This is a genomic window from Cryptosporangium phraense, assembly GCF_006912135.1.
Taxonomy (GTDB): domain Bacteria; phylum Actinomycetota; class Actinomycetes; order Mycobacteriales; family Cryptosporangiaceae; genus Cryptosporangium; species Cryptosporangium phraense.
Genome location: NZ_VIRS01000007.1, coordinates 66425 through 80314 on the forward strand (window position 1 = coordinate 66425; position 13890 = coordinate 80314).

General features: G+C 74.5%; 17 protein-coding genes. 12 read left to right on the forward strand and 5 right to left on the reverse strand.

Annotated features, from left to right (window positions below):
* Positions 1-39 precede the first annotated feature (39 nt).
* From FL583_RS12025 to FL583_RS12050, 6 genes are all read left to right on the forward strand, one after another.
* Positions 40-909 (forward strand): enoyl-CoA hydratase, encoded by an 870-nt coding sequence (locus tag FL583_RS12025; protein ID WP_142704679.1) that lies wholly within the window; start codon positions 40-42, stop codon positions 907-909.
* Between the two features lie 95 nt (positions 910-1004).
* Positions 1005-2135 (forward strand): acyl-CoA dehydrogenase family protein, encoded by a 1131-nt coding sequence (locus FL583_RS12030; RefSeq protein ID WP_420843134.1) that lies wholly within the window; start codon positions 1005-1007, stop codon positions 2133-2135.
* Positions 2132-3082, forward strand: coding sequence for an acyl-CoA dehydrogenase family protein (locus FL583_RS12035; protein WP_142704680.1), 951 nt, complete (start codon positions 2132-2134; stop codon positions 3080-3082). The genes FL583_RS12030 and FL583_RS12035 overlap by 4 nt, the downstream gene beginning before the upstream one ends.
* Positions 3082-4176, forward strand: a complete 1095-nt coding sequence (locus FL583_RS12040; RefSeq protein ID WP_142704681.1) for an acyl-CoA dehydrogenase family protein — start codon at positions 3082-3084, stop codon at positions 4174-4176. The genes FL583_RS12035 and FL583_RS12040 overlap by 1 nt, the downstream gene beginning before the upstream one ends.
* Positions 4173-5048, forward strand: a complete 876-nt coding sequence (locus tag FL583_RS12045) for a CoA transferase subunit A (RefSeq protein ID WP_142704682.1) — start codon at positions 4173-4175, stop codon at positions 5046-5048. Before FL583_RS12040 ends, FL583_RS12045 begins: the two co-directional genes overlap by 4 nt.
* A 20-nt stretch (positions 5049-5068) precedes the next feature.
* Positions 5069-5806, forward strand: a complete 738-nt coding sequence (locus FL583_RS12050) for a CoA-transferase subunit beta (RefSeq protein WP_142704852.1) — start codon at positions 5069-5071, stop codon at positions 5804-5806.
* A gap of 54 nt (positions 5807-5860) precedes the next feature.
* Here the strand turns inward: FL583_RS12050 and FL583_RS12055 are convergent, their stop codons facing one another.
* A complete protein-coding gene (locus tag FL583_RS12055; protein ID WP_142704683.1) occupies positions 5861-6490 on the reverse strand; it encodes a TetR/AcrR family transcriptional regulator in 630 nt (209 codons plus the stop codon).
* A gap of 41 nt (positions 6491-6531) precedes the next feature.
* On the opposite strand from FL583_RS12055, the gene FL583_RS12060 reads away from it, so the two are divergent.
* Entirely contained in the window at positions 6532-8022 is a 1491-nt protein-coding gene (locus tag FL583_RS12060) for an AMP-binding protein (RefSeq protein ID WP_142704684.1), read from the forward strand.
* Here the strand turns inward: FL583_RS12060 and FL583_RS12065 are convergent.
* Positions 8019-8528: a hemerythrin domain-containing protein gene (locus tag FL583_RS12065; RefSeq protein ID WP_142704685.1), complete on the reverse strand. Its 510-nt coding sequence runs from the start codon at positions 8526-8528 to the stop codon at positions 8019-8021. The genes FL583_RS12060 and FL583_RS12065 overlap by 4 nt on opposite strands.
* A 95-nt stretch (positions 8529-8623) precedes the next feature.
* Between FL583_RS12065 and FL583_RS42895 the strand changes: the two genes are divergently transcribed.
* Entirely contained in the window at positions 8624-9037 is a 414-nt protein-coding gene (locus tag FL583_RS42895; protein ID WP_142704686.1) for a hypothetical protein, read from the forward strand.
* A 258-nt stretch (positions 9038-9295) separates the two neighbouring features.
* Here the strand turns inward: FL583_RS42895 and FL583_RS40065 are convergent, their stop codons facing one another.
* Together FL583_RS40065 and FL583_RS12075 are read right to left on the reverse strand one after the other, a co-directional pair.
* On the reverse strand, positions 9296-9472 hold the full coding sequence (locus FL583_RS40065) for a hypothetical protein (RefSeq protein WP_170323611.1): 177 nt from the start codon (positions 9470-9472) through the stop codon (positions 9296-9298).
* A 101-nt stretch (positions 9473-9573) separates the two neighbouring features.
* Entirely contained in the window at positions 9574-9918 is a 345-nt protein-coding gene (locus tag FL583_RS12075) for an STAS domain-containing protein (protein ID WP_170323612.1), read from the reverse strand.
* A gap of 99 nt (positions 9919-10017) precedes the next feature.
* On the opposite strand from FL583_RS12075, the gene FL583_RS12080 reads away from it, so the two are divergent.
* From FL583_RS12080 to FL583_RS12090, 3 genes are read left to right on the forward strand one after another with little or no spacing between them, the layout of a single operon-like run.
* Complete coding sequence (locus FL583_RS12080) at positions 10018-10692, forward strand: response regulator transcription factor (RefSeq protein ID WP_142704688.1); 675 nt, start codon at positions 10018-10020, stop codon at positions 10690-10692.
* A complete protein-coding gene (locus tag FL583_RS12085; RefSeq protein WP_142704689.1) occupies positions 10689-12017 on the forward strand; it encodes a sensor histidine kinase in 1329 nt (442 codons plus the stop codon). Before FL583_RS12080 ends, FL583_RS12085 begins: the two co-directional genes overlap by 4 nt.
* Complete coding sequence (locus tag FL583_RS12090; protein ID WP_142704690.1) at positions 12014-12568, forward strand: GerMN domain-containing protein; 555 nt, start codon at positions 12014-12016, stop codon at positions 12566-12568. Before FL583_RS12085 ends, FL583_RS12090 begins: the two co-directional genes overlap by 4 nt.
* Here the strand turns inward: FL583_RS12090 and FL583_RS12095 are convergent.
* Positions 12541-13137 carry a TetR/AcrR family transcriptional regulator gene (locus FL583_RS12095; RefSeq protein ID WP_205752055.1) on the reverse strand — a complete coding sequence of 199 codons (597 nt, stop codon included), beginning with the start codon at positions 13135-13137 and terminating at the stop codon, positions 12541-12543. The two genes, FL583_RS12090 and FL583_RS12095, sit on opposite strands and share 28 nt — an antisense overlap.
* Before the next feature lie 56 nt (positions 13138-13193).
* Between FL583_RS12095 and FL583_RS12100 the strand changes: the two genes are divergently transcribed.
* The gene (locus tag FL583_RS12100) at positions 13194-13832 is read left to right on the forward strand and encodes an O-methyltransferase (protein WP_142704692.1); all 639 of its coding nucleotides are present in this window, start codon (positions 13194-13196) and stop codon (positions 13830-13832) included.
* The last annotated feature ends 58 nt before the right edge of the window (positions 13833-13890 follow it).

Below are 13890 nucleotides of genomic sequence, written 5' to 3' on the forward strand. Positions count from 1 at the left end.
CCCTATCCGACCAAGCACTTGGTTGGTAGGTTGGTGCCCATGACGACGTTCGAGCCCGCGGTCGAGGACGGACAACCGGTCGTTACGTACGAGGTTCGCGGACCGGTGGCGCTCGTGACCGTCAATCGTCCGAAATACACGAACGCGCAGAACTCGAAGGTGACCTACGCGCTGGACGCGTTCTTCACCCGCGCCGTGGACGACGACGACGTCGCGGTGATCGTGCTGGCCGGGGCGGGGAAGCACTTCAGCGGCGGCCACGACATCGGGACCCCGGGCCGGGACGTCGACGAGTCGTTCGACCGGCGCGCGGTGATCTGGTGGGACCACGCCGACAAGCAGGGCGTGGATTCCCGGTACGCCCGCGAGTCCGAGGTGTACCTCGGGATGTGCCGGCGCTGGCGCGAGATCCCGAAACCGATGATCGCGATGGTGCAGGGGGCGTGCATCGCGGGCGGGCTGATGCTGGCCTGGTCGTGCGACTTCGTCGTCGCGTCCGAGGACGCGTTCTTCTCCGACCCGGTCGTCCGGATGGGGATCCCGGGCGTGGAGTACTTCGCGCACCCGTGGCAGATGAGCCCGCGGGCGGCCAAGGAGTTCCTGTTCACCGGCGACCGGTGGACCGCGCAGCGGGCCCGGGCGGCCGGGATGGTGAACCACGTCGTCCCCCGGGACGAGCTCGAATCGACGGTCTTCGCCCTGGCCGGGCGGATCGCGGCGATGCCCCGGCTGGGGCTGGCGCTGGCCAAGAAGGCGGTGAACCAGGCCGAGGACGCGCAGGGGCTGCGCGTCGGGATGGACTCGGTGTTCGGGCTGCACCACGCCGCCCACGCGCACAACGCCGAGGTCGGTACGGATTCCCTGGCCGGCCTGGACGCGCGGTCGATGGCCCGCGGGAACCGGGCGTGAGCGTGGAGCCGCCGTTCTTCCTCGGTGACCCGGGCGCGGTCGGGACCCCGGGCTACTTCGGGCCGGACGACGACGGACCGCCCGCCGACCGGGGCCTGGGGTTCACCCCGGCCGAGGACGCGTTCCGGGCCGAGGCCCGGGCCTGGCTGCGGGCGCACTCGCCCGGCCGGCTGCCCTCGATGGACACCGCCGAGGGCGCCCGCGCGCACCGGGCCTGGGAGGCCGAGCTCGCGGCCGCCCGCTGGTCGGTGGTGGCCTGGCCGGAGGCGTTCGGCGGCCGGGACGCGTCGCTGGTCGAGTGGGTGATCTTCGAGGAGGAGTACTTCCGGGCCGGCGCGCCGACCCGGATCGCGGCCAACGGCATCACGCTGCTGGCCCCGATCGTGTTCGCGCACGGCACCCCCGAGCAGCGGGAACGGATCCTGCCGCCGATGGCCGACGGGACGGTCGTCTGGGCCCAGGCCTGGTCGGAGCCCGAGGCCGGCAGCGACCTGGCCGGCATCCGCAGCCGGGCGGCCCGGGCCGAGGGCGGCTGGGTGCTCGACGGGCAGAAGATCTGGAGTTCCCGGGCCCCGTTCGCCGACTACGCCTTCGGCCTGTTCCGCAGCGACCCGGACGCCGAGCGGCACCGCGGGCTGACCTACTTCCTGTTCCCGCTGGACGCCCCGGGCGTCACCGTGCGGCCGATCCCCCAGCTCGACGGCGATCCCGGCTTCGCCGAGATCTTCCTCGACGACGTGTTCGTGCCCGACGCGGACGTGCTCGGCGCGGTCGGGGACGGCTGGCGGACCGCGATGAGCACGGCCGGTAACGAGCGCGGGCTGTCGCTGCGGGCCCCGGGCCGGTTCCTGGCCGCCGCCGACCGGCTGCTCGACCTCTGGCGGGCGTGCGGATCGGAACCGCTGGACGGGGTCGCCGACGCCTGGATCGGCGCTCAGGCCTACCGCTACTACACCTGGGACACCGTCGACCGGCTCCGTTCCGGTGGCGAGGCCGGCGCGCACGGCAGCGTCAACAAGCTGTTCTGGTCGCAGCTCGACGTCGACCTGCACGAGACCGCGCTGACCCTGCTCGGCCCGGAGCAGGAGGTCCGCGGGGCCTGGACCGACGACTACCTGTTCGCGCTGGGCGGCCCGATCTACGCCGGGACGAACGAGATCCAGCGGACGATCGTCGCCGAGCGGATCCTCGGACTGCCCCGGGGCGACGACCGGAGGCGCGGATGAGGTTCGCGCTCTCGGCCGAGCAGCACGCGTTCGCGGCGGCGATCGACGCGTCGCTGGCCGCCGCCGACGTGCCGGACGCGGCCCGCCGCTGGGCGGCCGGCGACCCGTCGGCCGGGTTCCGGATCTGGGCCGGGCTGGCCGACCTGGGCGTGACCGGCCTGCGCGTGCCGGAGTCGCTCGGCGGCGCCGGCGGGTCGGCCCTGGACCTGGCCGTGGCGGCCGAGCGCCTGGGCTACGCGGGCGTGCCCGGCCCCTACCTCGACACGGTCGCGCTCGCGCCCGTGCTCCTCCGCGACCTGGATCCGGCGTTGCTCACCGAGATCGCCAAGGGCACCGCCCGGGTCGGCGTGGCCGCTCCCCCGGGGACGCCGTTCGCGCTGGACGCGGACACCGCGACCCACCTGTTCGTCCTGTCCGGACAGACCGTGCACCGGGCCCGCCCCGGCCGGGGAGTCGAGTCGGTCGACCCGGTGCGACGGCTCGCCGCGCTGACCCCGCTCGACGCCGTGGGCCGGGCCCCCGGCGACGCGCTGGACGACGTCACGCTGGCGACCGCGGCCTGGCTCACCGGCGCCGGGCAGCGGCTGCTCGACGAGACCGTCGCCTACGTGCGGGCCCGCCGCCAGTTCGGCCGGGTGATCGGCGAGTACCAGGCGGTGAAGCACGCGCTGGCCGACGTGAAGGTCGGCCTCGACTTCACCCGCCCGCTGGTGCACGGCGCGGCCCGGGAGCACGACGCCGGCGGCGGGGGCCGGGAGATCTCCGCGGCCAAGGTGCTGGCCGGGACCAGCGCGCTCCGGGCCGCGCGCACCGCGCTGCAGCTCCACGGCGCGATCGGCTACACCCGCGAGCTCGACCTGAGCCGCTGGATCCTCGCGGTGCGGGCGCTGGTCGCCGCCTGGGGCACCCCGGCCCACCACCGCCGTCGCGTCCTCGGGGCCGTGTGATGCGGTTCGGGCCCAGCGACGACCAGCAGGCGCTCGCCGACGCGGTGAGCAGCCTCGTCGCCCGGCGCGCCGCGGTGACCGGCCTGCGGGACGCGATCGACGCCGGGTACGACCGCGAGCTCTGGCGGACGCTCGGCGCGCAGATCGGCGCGGCCGGGCTGGCGATCCCGGAGGAGTACGGCGGGGCCGGGTTCACCGCGCTCGAGACGCACGTCGTGCTCGAGCGGCTCGGGGCCGGGCTCACGCCGTCGCCGCTGTTCGGCTCGGCGGTGCTCGGGGCCGGGGCGCTGCTGGAGTGCGCGGGCCCGGACGAGCGGGCCCGGCTGCTGCCCCCGATCGCCGCCGGCACCACGATCGCGGCGCTGGCCTGGGCCGACGCCCGCGGCCGGCACCGGACCGACGGGCCCGACGTGCACGCGACCCCGACGACGTCCGGCTGGTCGCTCTCCGGCACCGCGACGCTCGTCCTCGACGCGACCGACGCCGGGTTGCTGCTGGTGGTGGCGTCGGTGCCCGCCGGGCTCGGGCTGTTCGAGGTGGACCCGGCCGCCGTGACCGTCACCCCCACGCCCGCGCTCGATCCGACGCTGCGGTTCGCGTCGGTCACCCTCGACCGCGCGCCCGCCACCCTGCTCGGCGCGGACGCCGGGGCCGGGCTGGCGCGCCTGCACGACCGGGCCGCGACCGCGATCACCGCGCTGCAGGTCGGCGCGTGCCGGGCGGCCCTGGACCGCACGGTCGCGCACCTGCGCACCCGCACCCAGTTCGACCGTCCGCTCGGCTCGTTCCAGGCCCTCAAGCACCGCGCGGCCGAGATGCTGGTCCGGGTCGAGACCGCCCGCTCGATGTCCTGGGCCGCGGCCTGGGCGGCCGCGTACGACCCGGCCGACCTGCCGTTCCGCGCGGCCCTGGCCAAGGCCTGGTGCTCGGACGCGTTCACGTACGTCACCGCCGAGATGGTCCAGCTGCACGGCGGCACCGCGATCACCTGGGAACACGACGCCCACCTGTACTTCAAGCGCGCCCACGCCACCGCGCAGCTGTTCGGCACGGCGCGCGACCACCGCCGCCGGATACTCACGGAGACCGCATGACTCGGAAGACCCTCGAGCTCGGCGACCTGACGACCGTCGTCGAGTCCGGCATGACGATCGGTATCGGCGGCTGGGGGTCGCGCCGCAAGCCGATGGCGCTGGTCCGCCAGCTCCTGCGCAGCGACGTCACCGACCTCACGGTCGTCAGCTTCGGCGGCCCCGACGTCGGCCTGCTGTGCGCGGCCGGGAAGGTGCGCCGGGTCGTGTACGGGTTCGTGTCGCTCGACAGCATCGCGCTCGACCCGCACTTCCGGGCCGCCCGCGAGCAGCGCGGGCTGCCGGTCACCGAGTACGACGAGGGCATGTTCGTCGCCGCGCTGCGCGCCGGTGCGCAGCGGCTGTCGTTCCTGCCGACCCGGGCCGGCCTGGAGAGCGACGTCCTCCGGATGAACCCGGAGCTGCGTACCGTCGCCTCGCCCTACGACGACGAGGTGTACGTCGCCGTGCCGGGGATCCGGCCCGACGTCGCGCTGATCCACCTGCACCGCGGGGACGTGCACGGCAACGGTCAGTACCTCGGGCCGGACCCGTACTTCGACGACGTGTTCTCGCTGGCCGCCGACCGGACGGTCCTGTCCGTCGAGCGTCTCGTCGAGACGGCCGAGCTGGCTGCCGCCGCGCCGCAGTCGCTGCTGGTCAACCGCCTGTTCGTCGACGCGGTGGTGGAGGCGCCGGGCGGCGCGCACTTCACGACGTGCGTCCCGGACTACGGCCGGGACGAGCTGTTCCAACAGACCTATGCGGACGCGGCGGGCAGCCCCGAGCGGTGGGAGGCGTTCGCGGCCGAGTACCTGAACGGCGACGAGGCGAGCTACCACGCGGCGGTGCGGGCCCTGCACGCTCGCCGCGTCCCGGAGGGGGCGACCGCGTGACCGACGTGACCAGGGCGGAGATGTGCGCGGTGGCGTGCGCGGACGCGTTCGCCGGGTCGGGCCGGGTGCTGGCCCACGCGGTCGGGACCGTGCCGTCGATCGGGGCGCGGCTGGCCCGGCTGACCAGCAACCCGGAGCTGGCGCTCTCGGACGGCGAGGCGTTCCTGATGGCCGAGCCGCCGCCGCTCGGCGGGACGGCCGCCGACGGCGGGGTCGTGGAGGGCTGGCTGCCGTTCCGGAGCGTGTTCGACGTGCTGGCGGCCGGGCGGCGGCACAGCATGATGGGCGCGAGCCAGGTCGACCGGTTCGGGAACCAGAACATCTCCCGGATCGGCCCGGACTGGAACCGCCCGAAGCGCCAGCTGATCGGGGCCCGGGGCGCTCCCGGCAACACCGTGAACCACCGGACCGACTACTGGGTGGCCCGGCACTCGCCGCGGGTGTTCGTCGAGGCCGTGGACGTCGTCTGCGGGGTCGGGCACGACCGGGCCCGGGCGCACCCGTCCACCGCGTTGCGGTTCCACGACCTCGGCGTGGTGATCACCGACCTCGCCGTGCTCGACTACGACGGGGAGGGGCGGCTACGGATCCGGACCGTCCATCCGGGAGTGACGCCGGACGAGGTCCGGGCCCGGACCGGCTTCCCGCTGGACGGGCCGGTCGCCGGACGGACGCGGTCGCCGACCGCGGAGGAGCTGCGGCTGATCCGCGAGGTCATCGACCCGCGCGGGCTGCGGGACCGGGAGGTGCCGGGATGAGCGGCGGGAGCGGCGGGAGCGGCCGCAGGCCGCGGCCCGGGCGGCTCGAACAGCTCAGGCGGCCAGGAGGCCGCCGTAGAGCATCGCGAGGTACTGGCCGGCGAGCTTCTCGTGGGTGAGCTTGCCCTGCGGCTTGAACCAGCCGACCGACCCCCACACGCTGTCCCGGATGAACCGGTACGCGACCCCGGGCTCCAGGTCGGACCGGAAGTCGCCGGACTCGACGCCCGCGGTCAGCACCCCGAGCCACAGCGCGGTGATGTCGCCGCTGGTGCGGGCCACGAACGAGAAGTCGGGCAGGTAGGTGAGCAGCGCCGACTCGTTCTGGTACAGCGCGACCGCGTGCGGGCGCTGGGCGATCGTCGCGAACGAGTGCCGGATCAGCCCGTCGAGCGCCTGCCGGGGCGGGTCGCCGGCCGCGACGATCTCGGCGAACGCCTCGTGCAGGCTCCCCAGGAAGTCCCGCAGGATCTCGTCGAGCATCGCCTCTTTGGAGTCGAAGTGGTGGTAGAGGCTGCCGGACAGGATGCCCGCGGCGTCGCCGATGTCCCGCACGGTCGTGGTCGTGTAGCCCCTGGTGGCGAACAGCTCGGCGGCGATGCGCAGCAGTTCGGTGCGGCGCCCCTGCGCCTTCGTCGAGCTGGCGCGGCGCTTCGAGCGCGGCACGGACTCCGTGGTGGCCATGCCCCGATCCTACCGAACAAGCATTTGCTCAGGAGGTAGCCGTGTCCGAGACGATTCCGGAGCTGCTGCGGTACGCGGGCGAGGCGTTCGCCGACCGGATCGCGATCGCCGACGGGCCGGTCCGGACGACCTACGCCGAACTGCACGAGCAGGCCCGGGCCGCGAGCCGAGCCTATCGGGCGGCCGGCGCCCGCCCCGGCGACCGCGTCGCGCTGTGGGCGCCGAACCGGCCCGAGTTCGTCGTCGCGCTGCTCGGCGCGCTGTCGGCCGGGCTCGCCGTGGTGCCGCTGAACACCCGGTTCCGCGGCCCGGAGGCGCACCGGATCCTGACCCGCTCCCGGGCCACCGTGCTGGTCGTCGACGACGGGTTCCTGGGCACCGACTACCTGGGGATGTTGCCCGCCGACCGTCCGCACCTGCGGGCGATCGTCGAGCTGGGAGACCCGCACGAGGGCACGGTGCCCTGGGCCGACTTCCTGGCCGCCGGGGCGGCCGGCCTCCCCGACGTCGTCGTCGAGCCGGACACCGTGGCCGACGTGCTGTTCACCTCGGGCACCACCGGGGAGCCCAAGGGCGTGATGTCGAGCCACCGGCAGACGCTCTCGGTCGCCACGGTCTGGGCCCGGGGCGCGTCGCTCGGCCCGGACGACCGGTACGCGATCGTCAACCCGTTCTTCCACAGCTTCGGCTACAAGGCCGGGATCGTCGCCGCGCTGACCGCGGGCACCGCGATCCACCCGGTCGCCACGTTCGACCCGGAGGCGCTGCTGGCGCTGATCGAGCGGGAGCGGATCACGGTCCTGCCCGGCGCCCCGACGATCTTCACCACGCTGATCAACCACCCGAAGCGCACCGCCTACGACCTGGGCTCGCTCCGGTTCTCGATCGCCGGCGCGGCCTCGGTGCCGCCGAACCTGTTCCTCCAGATGCGCGACGTGCTGGGCTTCGACGAGGTCGCCCAGGCCTACGGCCTGACCGAGTGCGTCGTCGCGACGAAGTCCCGGCCCGGCGAGGACCCGCTGCACATCGCCGAGAACGTCGGCCCGGCCGTCCCCGGCCTCGAGATCCGGATCGCCGACGCCGACGACGAGGTGCTGATCCGCGGCGCCAACGTGATGCTCGGCTACTTCGAGGATCCGGACGCCACCCGGCTGGCCATCGATGCGGACGGCTGGCTGCACACCGGCGACCAGGGCCGGCTGGACGAGCACGGCTGCCTGCGCATCACCGGCCGGATCAAGGACATGTTCACGGTCGGCGGGTTCAACGTGTACCCGGCCGAGGTCGAGAACGTCCTGGCCGACCACCCGGCGGTGGCCGAGGCCGCGGTCGTCGGCGTCCCCGACGACCGCCTGGGCTCGGTCGGCCGCGCCTACGTCACGGCCCGCCCCGGCGCGGCCGTGGAGGCCGGCGACGTGCTGCGGTTCGCGCGCGAGCGGTTGGCCAACTTCAAGGTGCCGCGCGAGGTCGTCGTGCTCGACGCGCTCCCCCGCAACGCCGCCGGCAAGATCCTCAAGCGGTCGCTGTCTTAACTGTTGTCCTCGACGTAGTCGTCTGGGTCCTTGTCGACGACCTCGACGCCGTCGACGTGGCTCGCCTCGTAGGCGGCGAACGTGACTGCGATGCGGTGCCGGGTGTCGAGGTCGACGTGCCGGCGGAAGTCGGCCAGGCCCTCGTGCTCCTCCTCGCCCATGTGCTCGTCGTTGGCCTCGCGGGCCGCCCGGACGCCCTTCCACCAGCCGTCCGAGCCGACGTCGTGCTTCGCCGCCTCGAGGATCCCGTCGCGGATGTCGTTGTGGTCGCCGATGGCGTCCTTCGTCTCCTCGGCCGGCTCCTCGCTGCGCAGCCGGTGGCCGAGCGCGAGCAGCTCGGGGTAGAAGAACTTCTCCTCGGCCTCGGCGTGCACCTCGAGCATCGCGGCGGTCCGCGTCCAGAGGGCGCCCAGCGTGGCGGTGTCGCCCGGATCGACGTCGTCGAGCATCGCGAACATCCGCCGCTGCTCGTGGTGGTCGCTGAGGATCAGTTCGGTGATGTCCACGGCCCCTGCTTTCCCCGCCCGCTGGTCCGTAATCGCCGCCGGAGGGTCTTCCCGCACCGGCCCCGCACCGCACCACCACCGAACGCGAAACCGCGGTGATCGCCGCCCGCCAGCAGCTGCGCACCGGCCCGGCCGGCATCACCTCGGCCACCGGCGTCCCCGCCCGCACCCTCGCGCGCATCCTGACCCGCCACCGGATGCCGCCGCTGTCCGCGCTGGACCCGGTGACCGGCCAGATCATCCGCGCCACCCGCCTCGGCGCGCAACGCTACGAACACCCAGACCCGGGCAGCCTCATCCACGTGGACGTCAAAAACCCGGCCGCATCCCCGACGGCGGCGGCGGGAAAGCCCACAGCCGCGACCACGTCACCCGCGGCCACCAACACGAACGCGCCGCGGTCGGCTACGACTACCTCCACCCTGCCGCCGACTCCGCGGTGTTCCGCGACGCCGCCACCGCGATCGCTGGGTCTTTGCCGGCAAAAGCCCGCTATCCGGCCTGCTTGAACGTTGACAAGCCCGCAATCCGAAGGACGGGGTCAGGCGAGCTCCACGAGCAGGGCGGCGATGCAGTCGCGCTCACGGACGAGGGCACGGAAGACGCGCTCGGGCGCAACCAGTTCGTGCCCCCGCCGGGACGCCTCGACGTGGGACAACGCGCACAACTCGATCGCGCCGGGCGGATGACGGCGGCGGACATGGAGGCCGCCTCCAGACGCTGGGCCGTGGGCGGTGGAGAGCGGGCCGAAGCTGTGGACGACGTGGTCAGCGGCGGCGGGAGCGGGATTCGACGACGGTGGCGGCACTGGCGCAAACCAGGGCGGCGATGATCCAGGTCGTGTGGACGCCGAGGATCCCGGCGAGCAGGGCGAAGTAGGCGGTCGCCAGCAGCAGGGCGGCGAGGAGCGGCGGGCGACGGCGGGTGGACGGCCGGGTCGTCATGGGAACCTCCGGTCGTGGGAGCCCTCCGCACGGACGAGGACGGTCCGCCCGCGGCGCGGAGGGGAGGTGGCTCCGCGAGCGGACCGGGCTGGGTGAGGCGCTCAGCGCACCCCCACGACCGCCGCGCCCGCGGCCGGCGCGTCCCCGTCCAGGGACGACGCCGCCGGGCGGACCGGGAGGATCCGGTCCAGGCGGAGGTGGGTGAGCACGCGCCGGACGCGCTCGGTCGGGTGGTGCACCTCGAGGCGCCGTTCGTCCCGGCGCAGACGCCGGTGCAGGTCCACGACGTACGCGACCCCGGCCGCGTCGATCGCCGGGCACTCGTCGAGCTCGAGCACGACGACCCGCGGCGACACCGCCAGCACCTCCTCCACCGCCGCCCGGATCAGCGGCAGCTGCGCCGCGGTGAACGCTTCGACCACCCGCACCGACACGATCGGAATCATGGTCCCAGCCTGTCCGCGGCCCATGGAGGTCTTCCCGCGGCCGTATGACGGTTCCGTGACAAAACCGCCGTTGCCTCGCCGACCAGGGAGAATGGGTCCATGCCGTCGGTACTGGTGATCGAGGACGACGATCGGATCCGTCTGTCGCTGCTGCTCGCCCTGGAGGAGGAGGGCTTCGACGCGGACGGCGCCGGCACGGCCGAGGAGGGCCTGCGCCGCCAGCAGCGCTCCCCCGCCGACGTGCTGATCGTCGACCTGATGCTGCCCGGCCTCGACGGGTTCGACGCCATCCGGGAACTGCGCCGCACCGACGACGTCCCCGTGCTCGTCGTCAGCGCCCGGGACGCGACGGCCGACATCGTCGCCGCGCTGGAGGCAGGTGCGGACGACTACGTCGTCAAACCGATCCCGATCGCCGAGCTCGCGGCCCGCCTGCGGGCCCTGCGACGGCGGGCCACCACCACGGTCCGGGACGACGACGGATGGACGTTCGGCGAGCTGGCGGTCCGGCCGGAGGCCGGCGAGGTCGCGCTGGCCGACCGGCCGGTGCCGGTGACCCGCACCGAGTTCCGCCTGCTGGTGGAGCTGGCCGGGCACGCCGGGAAGGTGCTGTCCCGGCAGCAGCTGCTGCAGCGGGTCTGGGAGTACGAGATCGGCGACGAACGCCTGGTCGACGTGCACGTCGGGCGGCTGCGCCAGAAGATCGAGCCCGATCCGCGCCGCCCGCGGCACCTGGTCACGGTGCGGGGCATGGGCTACAAGCTGCAGCCGTGAGCCTGCGCACCCGGGTCACGGCGGTCTTCGCGGTCGGCGCGTTCGTGCTGTCGGCGGCGATCGCGCTGGTGTCCTACCAGCTGATCCGGACGTCGCTGACCGACGAGCGGGAACGGACCGCGGTGCGGGCCGCGTCGTTCAACGCGACCGTGGTCCGGGCCGGGCTGACCGCCGACGACCCCGACCTGGCCGAGATCCTCGGCACGCTGGAGACCACCGAGACCCGGCACGTGCTGGTCCGCCGGGACGGCACATGGTACGGCACGTCGGCCGACGAGGGCCTGACCGCGGCCATCCCGCCGGCGTTGCGCGACCGGGTCGCGGGCGGCCGGGCGAGCGTCCAGCGGGTCCGGTCCGGCGGGACGCCGGTCGTCGTGGTCGGGGTCCCGCTGGCCGGGGGCAGCGAGTTCTACGAGGTCGACTCGCTGGACGAGCTGGCCCGCACGTTCCGGACCCTGGCGCTGGTCCTGTCCGGGGTCGCGCTGGCCACCGCGGTGGCCGGGGCCGTGCTGGGCCGCTACGCGACCCGGTCGGTGCTGCGCCCGCTCACCGCGGTCACCCGGGCCGCCGAGCGGATCGCCGCCGGGTCCGTCCGGACCCGTCTGGACGCGAGCGGCGAACCCGACCTCGCCCGGCTCACCCGGTCGTTCAACCACATGGTGGACGAGTTGGCCGCGCGCACCGAGCGCGACCGCCGGTTCGCCGCGGACGTGAGCCACGAGCTGCGGTCGCCGTTGCAGACGCTGGCCGCGGCGGCGAGCGTGCTGACCCGGCGCGCGGACCGGCTGGACGAGCGGTCGGCCGCGGCGGCCACGCTGGTCAGCGAGGAGGTCGACCGGTTCGGGCGGCTGGTGAACGACCTGATCGAGCTGGCCCGCAGCGATGCGGCATTGGAGCTGGGCCGGGTGTTCCCGGCCGAGCTGGCCACCGCGGCCGTCCGCGCCGCCGGGCTGTCCCCGTCGCTGGTCACCGGTGACCCGGCGCCGTGGCGGGCCGACCGGCGGCGGGTCGAGCAGATCCTGGCCAACCTGATCGACAACGCGGTGAAGTACGGCGGCGGCCCGGTCGCGATCCGGGTCGGCGACCACGAGCTGGTCGTCGAGGACGAGGGCCCGGGCGTGCGGCCGGAGGACCGCGCGGTCATCTTCGACCGGTTCGTCCGCGGCCCGGCCGCCCACGCCCGGGCCACCGGCAGCGACGGCACCGGCCTCGGGCTCGCGCTGGTCGCGGCCCACGCGGCGGCGCACGGCGGCCGCGTCACCGTCGACGACCGTCCGGACGGCGGCGCGCGGTTCACCGTCCGGCTCAGACCGGACGACCGATGAGGGCGCGCGCCGCGGCCGCGGCGCTGCTGAGCGCGCTGGGCCTGCTGACCGCCTGCGGGATCCCGCTGGACGACGCGCCCCGGCCGGCCGGGGCGACGGCCGACGCCGGGCCGGCCGCGGACGTGCCGGCCGGGACCGCGTCCGAACGGATCTGCCTGGTCCGGGACGGGAAGCTGACGCCGGTGTCCCGGCCGGTGCGGCCGCCGCTGGCCGTGGCCGGGCACCTCGATCTGCTGCTGGACGGCCCGACCCGGGACGAGCAGAACCGCGGCTACCGCAGCGCGCTGGCCGGAACCACGCTGGTCACGGGCGCGGCCCAGGCCGGCGGCCTGGTGACGGTCGAGACCGGCGCGGTCGACGCCCAGCCCGGCCGCACCGACGACGTGCTGGCGTTCGGGCAGGTCGTGTGCACGCTGGGGTCCCGGCTGCCGGTCGGCACCGTGGTGTTCGTCCACGACGGCAACCGGGTCCGGGTGCCGCGCGGGGACGGGTCGCTGTCGTCCGGCCCGCTGACGATCGCCGACTACGCGGAGCTGCTGGCCGAGGAGTGATCGCGTCCGGGACTGAGGAACGCGTCGGCCAGGGCGTCGGTGAACGACGGCGGGACCGGGTCGCCGGTCACCAGGACGCGGTAGTAGATCGGGCCGGTCAGACGGTCGAGCGCGGCGTCGGTGCCGGGGCCGGGCGGGAGGCCGGCCCGGGCGAGCAGCGCCCGCTCCCGCTCGCGCTGGGGCCGCAGGTGCTCGGCCCGGAGGCGCTCGGCCAGCGCCGGGTCGTGCTGGGCCTGGCCGGTCAGCGCGCGCAGGACGGCGCCCGGGTCGGAGTGGGTCAGGAACAGCGCGAGCGTCCGCAGGTAGTCGCGGAGGTCGTCGGCGAAGACGCCGGTGTCCGGCGGGGTGAGGTCCTCGGCCAGGTCGTCGCCGAGCGCCTCGAACAGCACGTCCACCTTCGACGGCCACCAGCGGTAGATCGTCTGCTTGGAGACGCCGGCGCGCTCGGCGATGCCCTCGATCGTGACGCCGGCGAACCCGCGTTCGGCCAGGAGGTCGTCGGCCGCGTGCAGCACGGCCGCCCGGGCGGCCTCGCTCCGCCCGTGCCGGTTCCCGCGGTGTACGTCCACGGCGTCCACCCTAGACGGCCTAGACTGGACGCAACGTTGCGTCTACGCTAGCCGCCATGAACACCCTTCATGCCCCTCGGACCCGGGCCCTTCTCGACCGCCTCTTCGCGGCCGCCGAACACGACGACGTCGCCGAGGTCAGCCCGATCGACTTCGCCGCCGCGAGCGCGCAGGAACGGGCCGACGCGGTGGCGTCGGTCTACATGCCGGTCTCGGCCACCGGCGGCGACCTGCTCTACGCGCTGGTCCGCGGCGCCCGGCCAGAGACCGTCGTCGAGTTCGGCACGAGCTTCGGCATCTCGACGCTCTACCTGGCCGCCGCGGTCGCCGACAACGGCACCGGTCACGCCTACGGCAGCGAGCTCAGCGCGACCAAGCTGGCCGCGGCCCGGGCGAACCTCGACGAGGCCGGCCTCGGCGCGCACGCCACGCTGCTCCCCGGCGACGCCCGCGAGTCGCTGGCCGGTGTGCCCGGCCCGATCGGGCTGGTGCTGCTGGACGGCTGGAAGGACCTCTGCCTGCCGGTGCTCCGGCTCCTCGAACCGAAGCTGGCCCCGGGCGCGCTGGTGGTCGCCGACGACACGACGTTCGAGTCGATGGGCGACTACCTGGCCTACGTCCGCGACCCGGCCAACGGGTACGTCACGGTGGCGTTCCCGGTCGAGGACGGAATGGAGATCAGCTGCTGGACTTGACCGTTCTTTCCCGGATATATGGGTAATTGGTTTCCCGATGCAACGCGCTGCGGAGGAT